The following is an 18,643-nucleotide window of genomic DNA, read 5'->3' as shown; positions in this document are numbered from 1 at the left end:
ATCCGGATGCTAGGTGCGACCCTAGGCGCGAAAGACTACATGGAACGGGTCTGCCGCGAGATCCAGCGTCTCGACATGGGGCAGGTCGAACGATTCAGCGACCTGATCGAACAGGCTTATCATGCCGGGCGCTTCGTCTTCATCTGCGGGAATGGAGGCTCGGGCTCCAATGCGTCCCACCTCTGCGAAGACCTGGCCAAGTGCACGCTCCGCGACTTCGAGAATCAGAAGCGACTCAAAGTCCTCAGCCTGACGGACAACACCGCCTGGATCATGGCTGTTGCCAACGACATCAGCTACGAAAACATCTTCCTCGAACAGCTCAAGAATCTCGCCTCGCCCGGCGACCTCCTGCTGGCCATCTCGGGCTCGGGCAATAGCCCGAACATCCTCAAAGCCGTCGAGTGGGCCAACCGCAACGAGATGACGACGGTCGGGATCACGGGCTATGGCGGTGGCAAGCTGCAAGCCCTGGCGCAGCACAACCTCCACGTCGGGATCGACGACATGGGAATCGTCGAGTCGCTCCATCAAGTGGTCTTTCACTGGGTCATCGACGATATCTACCGGCGGATTTCGGGATCGACGGCAGTCACTCCAGCGGGTGAAAAATGACGGCGACCGCCCAGCCTCTGTTGCTCGGGATTGAAATTGGGGGCACCAAGCTTCAGCTTGGGCTCGGTCGGGGTGATGGCCAGATCCTCGCCCTGGAGCGGCGCACGATCGAGCCAGCGCGAGGCGCCGCGGGAATCCTCGGCCAGATCAGTGAAATCGTTCCGATTCTCCTGAGCCGGATTGAGATCACCCAGGCATCGGTTGCGGCCGTCGGCATTGGATTCGGCGGCCCGGTCGACGCCAACACGGGCGTGCTGACCAAATCGCACCAGGTTGCGGGCTGGGATCAGTTTCCCTTGGCCGAATGGGTCCGGGCGAATTTGCAGATCCCGCTCGTCTCGATTCAGAACGATGCCGACACCGCCGGGCTCGCCGAGGCCAGATTCGGCGCAGGGGTCGGCTTCTCACCCTTGCTCTACGTGACGATCGGCAGCGGGATTGGCGGCGGTCTAATCCTCGACGGGCAGATCTACCGAGGCTCCGGAGCAGGTGCGCTCGAGATCGGCCATCTCTGGATCGTCGACCGGACGTCGTCCGACCTCGACATCGTCAAACTCGAGGACGTCGCCTCGGGCTGGGCAATCGCGACGGCAGCCCGAAATTACGCGGAGCGGCAGATCGCCGATGGACTTACCCAATGGAAGGTCCTCCAACTCGCCGATGGTCATCCCTCCCGGATCAACACCGCGATGGTCGCCGAGGCCGCGAAAGCCGGAGACCAGGAAGCCTCGTTCATTCTGGGCAAGGCCGTCTTCGCCATGGCGCACGCCCTGAATCAGGCAATCACCCTGCTCGCCCCGCATCGGATCATCCTGGGGGGCGGCGTTTCGCTGATCGGTGAGGAGTACTGGTTCGGACCGATCCGTAACCAGCTCAACCTGAATGTCTTCCCTCCCTTCCGAAGCACGTTCGACGTGGTACCCGCCGCCCTGGGAGAAGACGTGGTGGTCCACGGCGGTTTGGCCTTGGCCCGTGACGCCGTTGAAAACCAGCGTGGCTCCCAAGCTTCCGAAATTCGCCCCGCGTGATCGCCGGCTTCCGTCGCGTTGCATCGCAAGGAGAGCCGCACGCCTCATGCGGCTCTCCTGCGTGTTGAATACACGCCACTCCCCAAGGCAGAAATTGCCTACTTCGGAAGCATTTGTCCCTGAGCCGAATCTCGGGTGGACAAATTTCTCCGCAGTCGGCGAAGAATTTGTCGGGGCACGCCGTCCCTCGCCAACTTTTTTTATGGTTCTCTCGGACGATGTCTACTTCGTTAGTCTCAGCCTTCAAAATTTCCGGTTTCACTCGCGGGCACTCACCCGCGTCGGGGCCTGATTCAGGGGGCTGGCGAAGAATCCGAACCGGGGGACTCGACTCCTCGTCTATAGTTAAAGATGAGTCGAGAGATGGCTCACAAGCTCTCAAGAGTCGACAGAAAAATGTTCCGAATCTCAGCCCACAATGCGATACAAAGTCAGAAACTTCAGGCCTGTCTCCGTTTAGGTGATGACCATGCAGCTTTCTGATTTCGACGAGGAAGTTCCAGGACGTCTCGACATCTCGTCGTCCTGTTTCTCCTGTCGAGTCACACGGCGGGACGAGCAACGGAGCTTCGAGCAATCTCCCTTGCTGCTTTGTTCTACCTCGAAAGTGTCGTTGGCTGGGGATGGAAAGCCCACACAGTCAATTCACGATCGAAAGCCACACCGACGAAATACGCATGCGGCTTTTGCACAACATCTCCAATGTTGAACAACTCTGGCCCGTCGTTTGCTATGGAAGCTCTTTGGCTCCAGGAGGTGCTGCGAAAAACCCCAAAAAAAGGGAGTCACAGCGACTTCTTGTCCCCGCAATAACTAGAGACAGGGGACGAATATCAGAAGTTGAATGAGAGAGTGAACCTGATTGTCTGCGAGTTCCTCTATACGAATGGCACAAAAACGACGATAATTCCGCCTCGCTGTGAAGTTGACCCTCCGGGGAAATTGGTCGCGAATGAATCACGCAGAAAAAAAATGAGTCGTTTAAAACACTCGGCAAGGTTTGAGCGTTTAGAATAGAGGAGAAGCGGTTGAATGGCCGCTCGCTGGCCAAGGAAAGGTCCCACAACCCAAAAGTTCAAGGGCTCGCCATGATGACGAAATTGGCCGAAACCCAACTGTGGCAGCAGAACCTCGCTTCGCTGATCCGGTCGGGGCTGTTCTCGAGGGCCGAAACAGGCGAGTTGCATGGTCTATTTACGGTCGTTGGGATTTACGGCGACGAAACGTGTTCGGCGCCACTTGCCAAATACGCCGATGCTCGCCGGGCATCTGATGCCGCATACCTCGTCAATCAACTGGCGAAATCTCGTCCTTCCGTGGAATCTAACTGAAGGTTCTTAATCCTCTTTTTCTTGACCAAGTTTACTTGACCAAGTGATTCGGCCGCTCTTCGCCTCACCGCGGGGAGCGGCCGATTTTTTTGGTCCCGGTGCGAGAGGACACTCATTCCGGACCGGCGATCTCAATCCCGGGGCGGGATGAGCGGTCCTTCCTCCCTAACGTCCCAGCCGATTTCCCAGGCGGTTTGACGATCGATCCGAAGTTGGGAAAGGCCAAACTCATTCAATCGCATGATGTCCCGCGAGCTGACCGAGCGCGGTGGGTAGGAACGAAGCGGTACACCGTACTTGTCCGACGCGCCGAACAAATGAAGCAGTTCGTGGACGATCGTCACGGGATCGGTGAATGGAGACCGGCTCAGAGGCTCCGGAAAGCTGGATTCACGGGCGTAGCAGACGGCCAGGCTCACCCCGGCTAACTCGGTCAGGTCCAACGGAATGGCCAACGACCGCCCTGCGCGACGCGGGTGGAGGAGCCAGACCAACGAATCGGCATCGATTCTCGACCGAACCTGCTCCATCCAATCCACGGCATCGCGAAAGCCGAGCCGCAAAGCAGCGCGACTCATGTCGGTCAACGCCTTCGTGACCGCGCGGGCCTCGAGCGGACCGACGCCGTCGCCTTCGGGCTCAAAGGTCATCTCGACGTCGTTCGCCCCGCCATCGTCATCACCGTCAACGACAAAATACGTGTCGGATAGTGTCACATTGACCGGCGCTTTCCAACGGATTGCCTCTCGTTCGATCCATGCGCCCGCGCGAAAGAGGGCGGCATGCGCCTGGGCAATCTCGTCGTCCGACCAGGGGCGATGGTCGCGACCGGCAAAAAGCGAGATCAGCGTAATTCGGCCGAGCAGGGGAGGAGTGCTCCCCGATGCCAACCGCTCTGGAGGCGGCCCATTTTCGATAGGGCGAAGGGCGCGGAAGGAAGAGAATCTCAGATCGCGCTGATTCGGTTCGCCAATCGCGCCGGTCATCTCGAGGAGATCGACCCGTCCATCCGCCGGCTGAGCGTCGGCAGGTGGGACGACCCGCGGCGTCGAACGGAGCAACGTCAAGGCAAGAATCAGCTCACCGATCAGAGTGGCGAACAGCATAACCGCCCCGACGACCAGGATGAGTGCACCGGGGGCAAAGTGCGGCCGGAGGATCCAGGCTAAGGATCCTCCAGCCAAGGCCCCGGTCAGCCAGGCCCATCTTCGTGTAGCCATCGCCAAAACCACAACCGTTCGATCTGTTGAGCGTGTCACCTGGCGACGAGCACGATCGTCGAACGCGGACGCACGAGATAAGTCATTTCCGGAAGAAAGAAGGCCTGTTCCTCGGACACGATGTCTTCCTCGACAGGAAGCGACGTGTCGACGACCCGATACCAGCGGCGACCTTCGATCGAGGGAAGTTCGATGGTGATTGGCTCCCAGAACGAGTTCGACGCCGCGTAAATCGGCACGTCCGAACGCTGGTCGGTCTGGAACGCCTCGAGTTCCCAGGCGATAAATCGCGAGTTCTCCGAGAAGTCGGCCTGCTCGGGGCTCACCCCATGCCACTTGATGTTCCGCAAGATCGGCGTCTCCGACTCGTCGGCCGTCAGGTAGCGCCAGCGGCGGACGATCTGGTGCCGTTTGCGAAAGGCGATGATCAACTTCGTGAACCGCAAGATCTCGGCATGCCGTTTCGTATTCTCCCAGTTGATCCAGTTCAACGAGTTGTCTTGAAAGACCGTGTTGTTATCCCCTTCGGCCGTCCGCCTCATCTCGTCGCCGTAGAGGAGCATCGGCGTCCCCTGCGAGAGGAAGAGAAGCGTCAGAAAGTTCTTGATCTGCTGGCGCCGGAGCGTCTCAATCGCCTCTTTCTCTGCCTCAGGGAGGTCGGAGGTCTCGACCCACCCTTCATAACCGCAGTTCCAACTATGGTTATCATTGGCCCCGTCGCGGTTCGACTCGCCGTTTCGCTCGTTGTGCTTGTCGTTGTAGGACACCAGGTCGTTGAGCGTGAAGCCGTCGTGGCAGGTCACAAAGTTGATACTGTGAAACGGCGACCGCTCCGAATCGGGGTTGGGAGCGAACAGGTCGTACGAGCCGGCCAGGCGCGTCGCCAGTTCTCCGGTCAGTCCGGCTTCCCCCTTGACGAATTTGCGCACCACGTCGCGGAACCGGCCGTTCCACTCAGCCCAGCGCCGATCGGAGAAGCTCCCGAGCATATACTGCTGGATGCTCCATGGTTCGGCGATCAGCTTGATCCGAGAGAGGACCGGGTCAGACTCGATCTCGTGGATGATCGGGGTCTTCCCCTTCTGCTGCTGATCGACGTCGATGGCGAAGACCGCCGCAAGGTCGAACCGAAATCCGTCGACGTGCATCTCGGTCACCCAGTAACGCAGGCAGTCGAGAATGAACTTGCGTGTGACCGGGTGGTTGCAGTTCAGAGTGTTGCCGCAGCCCGTGAAATCCATATAGAATTCCGGCTGTGGGGCCAGCATGTAATAAACATTGTTATCCAACCCCTTGAAGCTGACCGTCGGCCCGTAATGATTCCCTTCGCGGGTGTGGTTAAACACGACGTCGAGGATCACCTCGATCCGATTCTTGTGCAGCTCGCGGACGAGCATTTTAAACTCGTCGACCTGCTCACCGAGCTTGCCGTAATAGCTGTATCCCGACTCGGGTGAGAAGAAGCCGACCGTGTTGTAGCCCCAGGCGTTGGCCAGGCGCTCGCCCGTCGATGGGTCGCGGAATGGGCCGTCAAATTGGTCGAACTCCATGATCGGCAAGAGTTCGACGGCTGTGATGCCCAGCGACTTGAGATAAGGGATCTTCTCGATGAACCCGCGGTAGGTTCCGGCGAGGTCGTTCTCCGACGAATGATGCCGGGTGAAGCCGCGAACATTGACCTCATAGATGATCGACTCTTCGATCGGGATGTCGGGATGCTGATCCCCCTCCCAATCGAAGTCACTCAGGTAGGCTACACACCGAGGGGCGCCAGCCACATTATCTACCGTGCTGGGAACAAGGTGGCGCTCCGCTTTGTCCGGTTCGGTATTGTCGTAGCCGAGCGCGTCACCTGATTGCCAGTAGAAATCGCCCGTGAGTGCGGGCGCATAGGGGTCAATCAGTGTCTTGGCAGGATTGAATCGGGTCCCGTGCTTGGCCGGTTCATACGGACCATCAGCACGAAAGTTGTAGAGCGTCTTGTTCGGTAGGCCTTCAACGAAGATATGCCAGACGTTCTCCGTCCGGTTGGTCTCGTCGGAGAGCGGAATGACCTGGGTCGGCCTCTGGTCGGCGATATTGTCAAAAAGAAGCAACTCGATGCGTTGCACCCGACGAATAAACTGCGAAATTAATGCCGTCAGGCTTCACCGTCGGCCCAAGTGGTTCCGGATCACCGGGTCGCAAATTCGTAATCTTCGGCATAGGGCCTCACCACGAACAGAGTTGCATTGACGTCAGAAAGCTACGTGGAAGATCCGCAAACCGTGTGCCTTCAGGCATACAAGGACGGGCCGGGCAATCCAGTGCGCACATCCCGGCCGATCCAACGGAATCCTTTCCCCTCAGAAGAAGCTCCGATCGACCTCACTGCTTGAGACTCATACCACACGAAACGAGCGGTGGCGGATCCAGGTGTGAAAAAAAACCGATTCCAGCCCCGTATCGGCAGTGGCCTCCCATTTTTCTTGATGATCCTCTCTGTGAGGAACCCGGGATATCCGTTATCTAACCACAGGATCGCCCCGGCGCGGCGGGCGAAACGGGGGGGGATTGCACGGATGGCTCAACTCCAAAACCGGGTTCGTTTTCTTGTAACGATCCTGCTCACCGGTCTGATGACCGGCTGCAACGATCGGACTCCCAGCACGCACCCGGCGACTCCGAGCGAGACACTTCGCGCAGTCGGCCAACGACTCAGTCGTTCCCGCTCCATCGACGACCTCACCACGATCGCCTCCAAAGGCAGTCGCCTGCTCGCCGAGCTCACCCCGGCGGAACGGGACGCTCTGGGAAGAGGGCATCTTGAAGCTGAGATTGATCGGCCCGCGATCATCGAGGTGGCCGCGAACCCGGGGGCACTTCCCTTCTGGCTGGCCGACCAGGGCTTCACCGCGACGACAGATTCGCTCGAAGTTCAGGGCGAGCGTTGGCCGCTCCATCGAAAGCGGTTCGAAGCCGGCAAGGTCGGCCTGGGAGTGAACGCCCTCGACCGCGCGGTGGCCGAGCATTATGTCGCCTTGTTCCGGGCGGAAGACGGTGGTCCGCTATCTCTCCAAGTGCGGAGGCCGGATCGCTGGCAGACCGTCCAGGCCACCGAGGGGGTAAGCGCGACTCTCGATGCCCTCGTCCCGATCCGGCAGATCCCAGCTCATCTCAGTGGCTCGATCCTGTTGCAAGTCCCCCGTGAGCTGCGTCACGCAACAGCGCTGGCTCGGGGGCGAATCTGGAAGACGCACGTCGCGTCGAGCCAAACGCCCGATCAAGTCGCGATCTCATTCGGGCCCAACCCCGCCCGTGACCTGGTCTGGACCTGGCGCACCGAACCCGGTGTGACCTCGACGGCACTCAGACTCGCCCCGGCGTCGTCCCGGGGTGACGGCCCGGCCGATCCGAACGCCGTCCGCCAGGTTTCCGGAGAGTCACGCCTCGTCCATTCCCCCGACTTGCTCAACGACCCGGCCATCCGCCGACACCAGGTCCGCGTCGACCAACTGGAACCGGCCACAAGCTATGTCTACAGCCTGGCAGACGGCGCCTCCGGAGGCTGGTCTCCCTGGCGAACGATCCGGACGGGTCCGGAACGGCCCGACCACTTTCAGTTCTTTTATCTCGGCGATGCGCAATGCGGGTTCGAGGGCTGGGGGCGACTCCTCGATACGGCTCACAAACGCCATCCCGAAGCCGGCTTCATGATCCTCGCGGGCGACCTCGTCGATCGCGGCAACGAACGCACGAACTGGGATCATTTTTTCCTCCGCGCCAAGGGGGTGTTCGACACCTTGCCGCTCATGCCCTGTGTGGGAAATCATGAGTATCTCGACCAGGGGCCGAGGCTCTACACCTCGTTCTTCCAGCTGCCCCAAAACGGGCCCCCGGAGATCGCCCCCAACCTGGTCTACTCCTTTGAATACGGCAACGCTTTCGTCGCGGTCCTCGATAGCAACCTGGCGCTCGTCGACCGCAGGCTCGCCCGGATCCAGGCTGAGTGGCTGGACGCGGCCCTCACAAAGACCCAGGCGGCCTGGACGTTCGTCGTGTTCCATCATCCGATCTACGCGTCACACCCCTCGCGACTGAACCCAACCTTGGGGGAGGACTGGATCCCCGTCTTCGACAAGCACCACGTCGACTTCGTGCTCCAGGGCCACGACCACGCCTACCTGCGAACCTACCCGATGCGAGGCAACCAGCGGGTGGCCTCGAACGCGGAGGGCACCACCTACGTCGTCTCCGTCTCCGGTGAGAAGTTTTGCGAGCAAGACCCGCGAGACTACACGGAATTCAGCCTGACCCACGTCTCGACCTACCAGACGATCGACATTGAGGTTCCCAGCAATCGTCTCACCTACCGGGCCTGGAACCTCGAAGGGCAAGAGGTCGATCGCCTCGTCATTCAGAAACGATCGGCCGAGGCGTTGTAACTCCGAAGTGGCAACCGCACTTGCATCGGCTTGCCGTCGAGTGGCTCCGGACTTGGGGGGTGCCCCCCCGTCTTCGCCCCTTGGCGAGCAGGTCAAGTGGAACCACGACAGATAAAAATTCCATTATGCGCTGATTTGCCAATTTCATCTCGAAAGTCTCGAGCTGGTGCCTCCGTCAATCGCGTTGACGTTGAGATAAAACGTAGCACGGCCGCCCGGCCTGCGATTGAGAATTTGCCGGATGAACCACCTACAGCGGTTTACCCTCGAGTCACTCACGTCGTTGTCGATGTAGCCGGGGGTCTGTGACCCCGGGGCGAATCCCTAGACAGGGGTTACAGACCCCAGCCATAAACCGCGATCCTTACAGGTGATTCGGTCTCCCTGTTCCGAACGCCATCCGACTGGAAACCGCTGCAGACTTGACCGGATTGCCTCGTCTCCGATTCCAGTCGAGAGCCGGAGGTCCCTGCCGCCCCACGACAATCGAGAATTCTAGCCTGCCAAACAAATCGCATAGGCGATAAGATTGGAATATTCAACACCAACTGCCGATCCCTAATAGTGCGAGGCGTCGCATGCCGACGTCTTTTCATCACTCCGATTCCCCCCCCACTTGCAGTGCCCCTCGCTCGATGAGCTGATGGTTCGTAAGCGGCGACGATGCCGCAACTTCCGAGACTGTCATGCTGGAAGGCGAGTGGCTTGATCGTACTCCGGCGCTTCGGCAGCCGGGCTTTTGCACGCGCAGAGCCATTGGCGGCAAGACCTCTGGATTGCTCGACCCCCGAACCTCGGGGTCGAATACTCACACCGTTGAACCGAGGAGAGCTTATTGATTCGAATCAGTACGCGCGCCTGGACCGCAAGCACAGTTTCCGTACACATTGATGGCGGTCATTCTTTTGATGACCCGCCCACTCAGATTAATTGATCATATTGCGCATCGACCCCTGAGTGGAATGGGGGGAAACGCAAGCACTTTGACAATCCATTGGATCAGGATTCATGTCACGTTTATGGACCTTGGGCCGACACCAGTGGTTCGTCCTCCTGGTAGGGCTGGCAGCCGGTGGACTCTCGTTCTACTGGTGGTGGGACTCACGCACCGAGGTGTACACGGACAACGCTTACGTCGTCGGCAATATCACACCGATCTCCTCATACGTCACAGGCCAGGTGGTGGCCCTGTTCGTCGATGACAATATGATCGTTCAGCCAGGCGACCCCATTGCGCAGATCAACCCGGTGGAGTTTCAGATCGCCGTGGATCAGGCGCTGGCCGACTATCAGCAGGCAGGACACGCCGCCGATGCCGCCGACGTCACAACGCACTACACCACGGACGACCGCAAATCGATGCTCGTCGCCGCCCAGGCCACGCGAGCCGAGGCCGAGCAGGCGGTTCAGGCCGCCACTGTGGCCGTGCAAACGCACGGTCGGCTCCACGAGAAGGAAGTGGAGGTGCTCGGTGCGTTGAAGGCCCAGATGCCCGGGCTGGTGGCGCGGCAGCGCAACGCCTTGTTCTATTACGAGCGTTTCAAGAGTCTGGCCAAAAGTGGGGACGTTCCCGGGCAGGAGTTCGACAATCGCGAAACGGCGTATAGCGAGGCAATCGCCAAGGTCGAGTCGCTGCAAAGCGACATCAAAGGCGCCGAGCGCCAGGTGCTGGCGAGCGAGTTGCAGCTCCAGGAAGCACGAGTTCGCCTCGAACAGAGCCGCAAGGCACTCGCCAATACCGACGCCACGGTCGGACGGGCCGAGGCTGAGCAAATGCAGCTCACCGTGGCCGCCGACACGGCACTTGGCCTCCGCAATCAGCAGGCGCTGGCCGAGGCGAAACTGCGGCAGGCCAAACTCGACCTGAGCAACACACTGATTCGCGCGCCGAGGGCCGGCGTCATCAGTCGTCGCACCATCCAGGTTGGCAAGACGGTCGAAGCCCATTCCCCCTTCCTCAGCATCGTGCCACTCGACTTTGACAACGTCTGGATCATCGCCAACATGCGCGAGAAGCAGATGCCCAATGTCCGCGTTGGTCAGGCGGTGAAAATCACGGTGGACGCCATCTCCAAGCAGACGTTCGACGGCTGGGTCGAGAGTGTCGCCGGCGGCTCGGGATCAGTCTTTTCGCTGTTCCCGCCGGATAACGCCACGGGCAACTTCGTTCGCGTCGTGCAGCGATTGCCCGTACGCATTCGCTTCGGGCTCAAGGAGAACTTTGAGAATCGGATCCGTCCCGGCATGTCGACGCGAATCACGATTGATACCGCGCACTACGTGCGTAATAGCCCTCACGAATGGTGAACCGAGTGACCAGAAACAAGCCGATGAAACCTCCTCACTCCAAACCGGCCCGGACGGCGCGCCGTCATCGGCGAGCAATCGTGCTGCCGGTCTTCCTGGTGCTGATTGGTGCCGCGGTGAACCTGCAAGCCCAGCCCGCCGAATCCGTGCCAACCGAGGCCGGCGCGGAGAGTGCAGGCCACCCTCCACCACCACCAGTCCCATTGCGACTGGACGACGCCATCCGCCAAAGCCTGGCCAACGTGGAGACGGTGCAGGCCAACGTCTCCGTGCAGACGGCAACGGTCGCCCGCTTCGAGGCGCTCAAAGAATTTGTGCCGCTGGTCAACCTCCCACAACTGGCCGTTGCCTTCAACCAGTTGGGTGGTCCCGGCAAGGTCATGATCTTGCCCGATGTCACCGGCGGTGCGTTACTCGAAGGAAGCCCCGGACTCCAGCAAGCCGCGCTCAACCGCGCCAACCTCTACTTTCCACTCGCCCCCTCCGGCCACATCACCGCCTTGCCGATTGCCGAAGAAGGCATCCATGCCAAGGTCTTAATGGAACAACTGGTCCGCCGTTCCCAGATGATGCTCGCCATCCAGGGTTACTATGAGGCCAAGCAGGTCGAGTACGGCATCCGCACCGCCCGCCTGGGAGTGAAGCTGACAGGGGAGACCTTGGCGTTGACGGAGCGCAAGCTCCGCGAAAAGCAAGTGCATGACGTCGAGGTTACCGAGGCGAGCATCAGCGACACCAAGGCACGCGTCCTGCTCGCCGACCTGGAAAAGGATGCGCGAATCACCCAGCGCGAACTCGCCCTGGTCCTGCATCAGAGCCGACTGCTCGTGCCCCAACAGGGACGGATCATCCCGATCCGCCTGGATGAGTCCTACGACTTCGACCTGGCCGCCCCCGATGAAGTGGACCTTCGTTGGATGCCCGATTTGCCAGGCTCTCGCCCCGAGGCCATCGAACTGGCGAAGCAGCAGCGTGTGGAAGTGCGCCTTCGGCTCGTGGGACTGCGCATCGCCCGGCTCCAACAAAAACGGAGCGTATTGGGACTGCTCGGCGAGGGCCGATTGCCGGCCGAGTTAGGGTTCAAGAATACGTCTCCCACCAGAAACGGCGGCATCACGCTGGGCGCGATCTTCGGCTCCTCCTATGGTTTGCCGGTCGTCGACATCGGCCTCTGGTCCAGCATTCGAGAGGCCCGCCTCGACGTGGTCCAATCGCAGTTGGAGTTAGAGAAAGCCTTGATCGAAGTGGCCGCAGACGCCGGCAATACCTGGGACCGCTGGCAGCAGGCGATCCGCGAGTGGGAGTTGGGCGAGGCCGAGTTGCGGCTGCGTCACGAGTTATTGGAACGCCTGGAACGGCTTTACGAGCAAAAGCAGTCGATCTGGGTCGAGGTGCTCGGAGCGCAGGTCAACCTACTCCAGGCCGACGCCAATCGTTGGACGCAGTGGTACAACCTGCAACTGGCCCGCTTCAACATCCTGCGTGCCACGGAACAACTGCTCGACTATGTGGAGCGGAAGCGAATCACCCGGTTGACCGCTGGGCAGAAGCCCCCCCCGGAAGGCATCCATCGCCGCTGGTTGCCCTGGCTGGCGTCAAAGGAGAGCACCCAGCAACCGCTCGTTCCGAAGGGAGGCCACCATGCAAGACCGTAACAAATCGCATAGGAATACGTTGGATCGATCCGCAGGTTTCCGCTTCAGGAGACTGGGGCCCAGCCGCCTCGTCACGGCCTCAACGGTAGGGGCCTTCACCCTGGCAATGTTGTGGCTGGCTACGCACTCGGCCGCGCAGTCCCCCTTCTCGCAGCCCCCGTCACGAAGCGGAGCGTTCACGTTACCACTTCCGACACCAGTACCGAGAAGAGACGGTACGCCGGCGAACGCGGGTCCAACGAGGGTGCAACCGACTGCTCCGCTTGCTCCCCTGCGACCTGTCACGGAACTCGAGCCTCCATCACGCGTCGGGGATTTACCTCCGATCCCTGAGCCCCCCCTCCCACCACCGATTCTCGTCCCTGGAGAGGGTCGGCCGTCGCGCACCGGCGAGTTGCCGGAGAAGCCCGAGGTGATGCCGCCGTTGACAGCGACGCCGACCGGGCCCATCCCTCGGGTCCCGCCCCTATTGCTCAAGTCGGGCCTGGTCGTCACCCTGCGCGTCTGCCAGGTGGTGCCGACCGACGGCTTCAGCCCGGGCGAGCGACTGCTCAACGGTCGGCCGGCGATTCAGACAGGCGACAGCTTCCTGGCCGAGGTGATCGACCCCTGCCCGCCTTACCCGATCCTCGTGGGCGGCACCGTGACCAAGATCACGAACCCAGGTCGGTTCGGCCGCGCCGGCTACGTCAGTTTGCAGATGACCCAACTGGTCCAAACCCTCGAGGGGCAAACGGGGTGGGTCCCCTGGCGCATGGATCTGGCCGACCGGCGATTCGCCACGCGGATGCGTCGCGTACTGCTGACGACCTTGCTCGGGCTGGAGGGTGCCGGCACGGGGGCCAGCGTGGGGGCCCAGTTTTCGGGCGGGAACATGGCGTTTATTGGTGGAGGTATGGGCGTCGGCGCAATCGTCGGCCTGGGCTACGCAAGCTTCCAGCGCGGTACTGAGGCGAACCTCGAACCGGGCGATACCTTTGAAATCATGGTGGGATCTACACATTATCGGCCCGTTTCCAGGGAATGGCAAACCATCCTGTATCCAGCCGCCGATCCAAACGTCGGAAAGGTGAAAAACAAGTGATCGCGACCATTCACCCGTGGCGAATTCTGCTGACGACACTGCCACTGGTGGGGCTGGTTGCCCCGGGGTGTCAGCCTCAAAAGTCTTCAAAAGGAGGGCTCCCACCGGCGTACACCTCGAACCAGATCACCGATCCCGCGCTCCACCAAGTCGCCGACAAACTCCAGACCTGGGCCTCTCAACGGGTTGGCACCGACCAGAAGCCGCTCTACAGCCATGTCGAAGTCCTCCCTCCCGTGCCGATCGTCCAGCCCTACGGCGTCGGCGTCTTCCAGCAAGAGGTCCGGTTGCCGGTCATCATCACGACGGGACCGGGTTGGGCCGGGATGAAGCTCGTAGAGAAAGAAGCCGCCGTCGCGCAAGCCTTCCGCAATATTTCGGAGCGTTTGTTGGCCCTGAACCAACAGCCGGCGCTCCAGCCGACGCTGACGGTTCAGACCCCGCAAGGGATGGAACTGGCCTGGATCAATCAGCTCGAACCGAACGGGAAAAATGTTCATGGCGACGAGTGAGACGAGCTCGGCGTACGCCAAGCTGGCGTCGGTCGGAGACCAGTTGCTCGCGGGTCGGCCGATGGTCGCGTTGGTTGCGGTCTTGCTCACCACGGGCGGCCACACGATGAACCTGCGAGAGATGGGCGTGAGCCAGGGATGGGTGGCCGCCGAGGTCTACGCGCTTCAGTCGTGCTATCTTGTCAGCCTCGCCCTGATGATGTTGGCCTGCCCCGCCTTGAGTCAGCGCTGGTCTTGCCGCGGCCTGACACAGTCGGGCTTGGTGCTGGCAGTGGTCGGCTCGCTTCTGAACGTGCTGGAGTTGGGCGAACCGCTGTCGCTTTTTCTGGTCGGCCGCGTCGTGGCAGGCGCTGGGGCCGGCATGGTGATTTACTTCGCGCCCCACCTGCTCGCTCGTCGCTGGCAGGTTGCGGTGGCCTGGGCCGCCATTCTCTGTCCGGTCGCCGGGCCGGGCGCCGTGTCGATTGCCACGATGATGTATGAGTCGTCGGATTGGCAGTACGGCTTCCTGTTCGAGGGAGTCGCCGCCGCGATCGGCCTCGCGGCACTGCTCTCGATGGCGGAGACACCCGAGTCACCTGCGCGGACGCCGCGCGGTTCGCTGGCCTATCTGCCCGGTCTGGTCGTGGCGGCCGCCGCCTTGATCTATGGCCTGCATTGGGGTCAATTGCACGGCTGGCTGGAGAGCGACGACATCGTGGCCGCGACGGCCACCTGCGTCTGCGCCCTGTGCGTCTCCCTGGGGCTGGCCTGGCCACATTTGGATTGGGACGTTCTGAGGGAGAACTGGACTCGCCTGGCCTTGTTCTTCTTTGGCGGCATGTGCCAGTTCTTTCATGGATACATCATGAATATCTACGGAGGAATGATCGTCAACCTCAGCTCCTGGCAGCGCACCTGGCTGATCTGGCCGTTGCCGATCGGCATCGCCGTATCTCTGGCGTTCTCACGACTGCGTTGGCGACACCATCGCGTGGTCCTGGGCCTTCCGGGCACCATCGTCGGCCTCATGTTGCTGGCTGGCGGATTGCACCTGTGTTATCAGCAGATGATGGAGTGGCCGTACTGGGATATTCGCGACGTCGTCGACCTGAATTGGTTCCCCGCGCCGGGCCAGTGGGAACTCGCCCCGGGCCGCTTCCTGATGGGCCTGGGCATCGGCCTGTTCATGGTCGCCATGGACACGCAGTTCAGCCCCGACCCCGAGCGTGAGGAGACAGTCCGCCCGTTCCTGAACTTCGTCCAATTTTTGGGCGGTGGTATCGCCGCCGCCGTGCTCATCAATTTCTTGATCATCGGCCACAAAATCCATTATTCGTATTCGGCAGACCGCGACACGATCCAGGCGGAGGAACTGTCGGAGCGTGGAAACCTCTTGAGCGGCATGCTTCGCCAGACAGGGCAAACCGCTCCCGAGCACTCCGCTGAGGTCATGATGTATCGTTTCGTCAACTACGAAGCCGACAACCTGGTGTTTGCCACCATCTACGCCATCTTCTTCCTCACCGCGATCGCCCTGGCCGGCTTCTTTGTCGCCCTCTGGATCTGGCGCCGACTGCGTGCCGCTCCTGATACGATCACTGTCGCCAATCACGGTGTGGGATAGCCCGGCTGTAGTGACCTCCGGGGAGGACCTCTATCGCCAGCGACTTATCCAAGCGAGCCGAAAACACCACCGACCAAGCCTTCGAGTCCAACGGTCGGTCGCGGCGATTCGATTCTCTCACGATGTAGCTGTTCAAAGTCTGGGATTGAAAGTTGCCCATGACGGCACTATACCTTCACCATGACCAATCCACGGCCCATCCCCGATGAACTCTGGTCCCAGGTGCCGCTTGAAGCCCAGGCGGCCATTTCGGCTGTGTTCCTCGTCACGCAACAGCGGATTCACGAACTCGAAACTCGAGTCAACGATCTTGAGGCCAGGTTCAAGCTCAATTCCTCGAACTCACACAAGCCGCCTTCCTCCGACTTCATCGGAGTCAAGCGGACACTGAATTGGGAGTGGTTCGGCCCACGGATGACTCGGTTGCGATGCCAGGTTCGTCACGTCCTGGAGGATGGATCAAAATGCGGTTGCGCCAAGACTTCGGCGACGTGTTTCGAGATTCTCAAAGTGGAAGAGGGACTGTGGACCTTTGCCTGGGTTCAAGGAATCGAACCGACGAACAACGCGGCGGAGCGAGCCTTGCGGTACGCGGTAATCTGGCGCCGGATCAGTGGTGGAACGGGTAGCGAGCAGGGGAGCCGTTTCGTGGAGCGGCCCCTGAGCGTGGTCGGGACCTGCCGTCAGCAAGGTCGCAACGTGCTGGACTACCTGACATCGTGTTTCGAGGCCGAGCATCGAGGTCAATCGATCCCCTCGCTTCTGCCTACCAGTCAGCCGGAAATCAAAGCTGCTTGATTTCATCTCTCCCACCCTGTGAACGGCTACGAAATGTCGCCAAACCAAGGCAGCTCACGATTAACAGCATGTTCCTGGGGTGAACGGGTTACGACCGCCAAACGTAGCGTGAACAAAGTTGAGACATCTAGCACGTGGACAGGAACTTCTTGGACATTCCACCGAGTGATCGTCCGGCGGATTCTCAGGCGATTCAAGCTGCAAACCGGCGAAAAGGCTTCGATCGAAAAGTAGAGAAAGACCTGGTCCAGGTGCTTAGATGCATTGCACTGCAAAGTTGGTGGCTCTGATCGCTGCGTTTGGCAGCATCGCCTTCAATGGCGTGGCAAACGCTCAGCAGGACAACTTCAAAATCTCGAAACCGAAGCTGCCCGACATCAGCCTCCCAGAGCCGAAGCTGCCCGACATCAACCTCCCAGAGCCGAAGCTGCCCGACATCAACAACCTTGACCCGATTTCCGTGGCACGCCGTGAGTTGGAGAACGCCAAGAAGAGTGCGCGAGGAGCTCTCCGAAAATTTGAACCCCACGAGATTTTGCAGCGGGTGCAGGTGGCCGTACAGGGGAGAATTGACGATAAGCTGAAGCGGAACGACGTGATGTACGATGAGCGGACGGGCGTAATCGATCTGAGAAATACACGTATGGGATTGTCCCTCGGACGCAGGTTGAATTCGTTCGCCCAGGGGAACAAGAGTGAAGGAGAAGTCCGGGAGCTGACATACAATTCCCGAAAACGGCAACTGGCAGTCCGCCTCTACGTGCGGCATTGCCACAGTTGGGGAAAGTATGTGAACCCTCTTGGTGATACTAAGTTGTATGAGGTTAGACAGACTGCCTCACTCAGATACAACTTCGGGACAAATACAGGTAACTTCGACATAGAGTTCGGGAATTGGGCCCCGAGTATCCGTTCGAGAACGGTCGAGCAAATCGCTGAGGGGAATCTGATCGCCGCCGCCGAGTCGCTGATCCTTGATGCCATCGGCCGTGCAGTCGGTGTCGAGCGAGTCAACAAATATAATGAAACGACCACCAAGATCCAGTCGCGGCACGGACCTCAAAACATCTATTTCGCGTCTCAGGATTTCGTTGGTTGGGCTTCTCCCGATAATCTCCGACGGTATGCCATCTCTGGCATTATCACGGGTGGCGCATCGGTTTCGCCGACCATGCGTAAGGTGCAACAGCAGTCCCTCAAGGAGCTCTCGGCACTCGCCCAATGGCTTAGCGAGAAGGGACTGACCGGGGGCGATGCCCAAGACGTCGCCAGAAACCACCTCACTGGCCAACCACTCCGATGGCCGTTCCTCAAGTTTGATCTGGCACCAGTCCGCTACTCCGCGCGTGAGCGGAACTTGGGGACGCCTTGGCGGCATGAAGACCACCTCGGATTTGTTGTCATTTGGGACGATCGCCAAAGCAACCAAACCGGAAAAGAAGCAGCTGCCACATCACATATTGGCTTAAGCAATCAAGGGGATTATGCCGACGGGAAATTCAAAAACCAAGGGAATCAAAAGTGGGTTGAAGAACGGAACGACGGGACGAAGTCATACTTCAGAGAACTCGAGCGTGGTGCTGGGTTCGTCCGGCTTTACGATGACGATCGGAAGAGGCCAGTTCAACTGACCGCAACCCAAGGACTCTTTCGAAACAACGAGAACGAAGAATGGCAAGCCTGGGGGGAAGGGGGATTTCGTTAGTCGGAATCAAAAGGACGATAACGCAGCCAGGTTGCTGGAGGCTTATTGACCCAGCAACCCGGCTCGAGTCAGCGAGTAGTCAGTCAAGAGTTACGGCGAGATCGGCGGGACTCTGTCCGTCCGAGAAGGAGCGAGGGAACAAGTCCACCGAAGCGACCTATCGACCACGCGAATCGAAACATGTCGAATTCCGCATAATGCGGACACTCCAAGGAGAATTCCGATGGTTCTATCTGCTTCAACGCTTCGCATCTTCTTCGAAACGCGGAACAATCACCCGGATCACGATGTCGTTGTAGGGACTCTCGTCCAGATATCCGACAAGATGTCCGCAATCCTGTTGGCTGGGCCCAGCACG

The 18,643-nt window shown here is 60.1% G+C and carries 13 protein-coding genes and 1 pseudogene; 12 read left to right on the top strand and 2 right to left on the bottom strand.

What is annotated here, in order from left to right; genetic code table 11:
• Positions 1 to 6: 6 nt before the first annotated feature.
• From V5E97_RS31170 to V5E97_RS31160, 3 genes are all read left to right on the top strand, one after another.
• On the top strand, positions 7 to 615 hold the full coding sequence (locus V5E97_RS31170) for a D-sedoheptulose-7-phosphate isomerase (RefSeq protein WP_406695453.1): 609 nt from the start codon (positions 7 to 9) through the stop codon (positions 613 to 615).
• Positions 612 to 1,643 carry an ROK family protein gene (locus V5E97_RS31165; RefSeq protein ID WP_406695452.1) on the top strand — a complete coding sequence of 344 codons (1,032 nt, stop codon included), beginning with the start codon at positions 612 to 614 and terminating at the stop codon, positions 1,641 to 1,643. The genes V5E97_RS31170 and V5E97_RS31165 overlap by 4 nt, the downstream gene beginning before the upstream one ends.
• A 1,028-nt stretch (positions 1,644 to 2,671) precedes the next feature.
• A complete protein-coding gene (locus V5E97_RS31160) occupies positions 2,672 to 2,974 on the top strand; it encodes a hypothetical protein (protein WP_406695451.1) in 303 nt (100 codons plus the stop codon).
• A gap of 131 nt (positions 2,975 to 3,105) precedes the next feature.
• Here the strand turns inward: V5E97_RS31160 and V5E97_RS31155 are convergent, their stop codons facing one another.
• On the bottom strand, positions 3,106 to 4,194 hold the full coding sequence (locus V5E97_RS31155) for a hypothetical protein (protein WP_406695450.1): 1,089 nt from the start codon (positions 4,192 to 4,194) through the stop codon (positions 3,106 to 3,108).
• Positions 4,195 to 4,229: 35 nt separating this feature from the next.
• Positions 4,230 to 6,290: a glycogen debranching protein GlgX gene (gene glgX, locus V5E97_RS31150; protein ID WP_406695449.1), complete on the bottom strand. Its 2,061-nt coding sequence runs from the start codon at positions 6,288 to 6,290 to the stop codon at positions 4,230 to 4,232.
• Positions 6,291 to 6,755: 465 nt separating this feature from the next.
• Here glgX and V5E97_RS31145 point away from each other — a divergent pair, with 465 nt between their 5' ends.
• From V5E97_RS31145 to V5E97_RS31105, 9 genes and pseudogenes are all read left to right on the top strand, one after another.
• Positions 6,756 to 8,618, top strand: a complete 1,863-nt coding sequence (locus V5E97_RS31145) for a purple acid phosphatase family protein (RefSeq protein WP_406695448.1) — start codon at positions 6,756 to 6,758, stop codon at positions 8,616 to 8,618.
• 1,008 nt (positions 8,619 to 9,626) lie between these two features.
• Positions 9,627 to 10,925 carry an HlyD family secretion protein gene (locus tag V5E97_RS31140; RefSeq protein ID WP_406695447.1) on the top strand — a complete coding sequence of 433 codons (1,299 nt, stop codon included), beginning with the start codon at positions 9,627 to 9,629 and terminating at the stop codon, positions 10,923 to 10,925.
• 23 nt (positions 10,926 to 10,948) lie between these two features.
• Entirely contained in the window at positions 10,949 to 12,580 is a 1,632-nt protein-coding gene (locus V5E97_RS31135; RefSeq protein ID WP_406695446.1) for a TolC family protein, read from the top strand.
• A gap of 415 nt (positions 12,581 to 12,995) precedes the next feature.
• Positions 12,996 to 13,664 carry a hypothetical protein gene (locus V5E97_RS31130; RefSeq protein WP_406695445.1) on the top strand — a complete coding sequence of 223 codons (669 nt, stop codon included), beginning with the start codon at positions 12,996 to 12,998 and terminating at the stop codon, positions 13,662 to 13,664.
• Positions 13,661 to 14,176 (top strand): hypothetical protein, encoded by a 516-nt coding sequence (locus tag V5E97_RS31125; protein ID WP_406695444.1) that lies wholly within the window; start codon positions 13,661 to 13,663, stop codon positions 14,174 to 14,176. The genes V5E97_RS31130 and V5E97_RS31125 overlap by 4 nt, the downstream gene beginning before the upstream one ends.
• Positions 14,163 to 15,782 carry an MFS transporter gene (locus V5E97_RS31120; protein ID WP_406695443.1) on the top strand — a complete coding sequence of 540 codons (1,620 nt, stop codon included), beginning with the start codon at positions 14,163 to 14,165 and terminating at the stop codon, positions 15,780 to 15,782. The genes V5E97_RS31125 and V5E97_RS31120 overlap by 14 nt, the downstream gene beginning before the upstream one ends.
• Positions 15,783 to 16,067: 285 nt before the next feature.
• A pseudogene (locus V5E97_RS31115) lies at positions 16,068 to 16,169 on the top strand (DUF6444 domain-containing protein); the annotation flags it as partial.
• A gap of 27 nt (positions 16,170 to 16,196) precedes the next feature.
• The gene (locus V5E97_RS31110) at positions 16,197 to 16,580 is read left to right on the top strand and encodes an IS66 family transposase (protein WP_406701247.1); all 384 of its coding nucleotides are present in this window, start codon (positions 16,197 to 16,199) and stop codon (positions 16,578 to 16,580) included.
• Between the two features lie 460 nt (positions 16,581 to 17,040).
• Positions 17,041 to 18,285: a hypothetical protein gene (locus V5E97_RS31105; protein ID WP_406695442.1), complete on the top strand. Its 1,245-nt coding sequence runs from the start codon at positions 17,041 to 17,043 to the stop codon at positions 18,283 to 18,285.
• Positions 18,286 to 18,643 lie beyond the last annotated feature (358 nt).

It is taken from the genome of Singulisphaera photorubra (genome assembly GCF_045290345.1).
Taxonomy (GTDB): Bacteria; Planctomycetota; Planctomycetia; order Isosphaerales; family Isosphaeraceae; genus Singulisphaera.
Note: the sequence above shows the minus strand (reverse complement) of the source record. Positions and strands in the feature narration are given on the sequence as shown.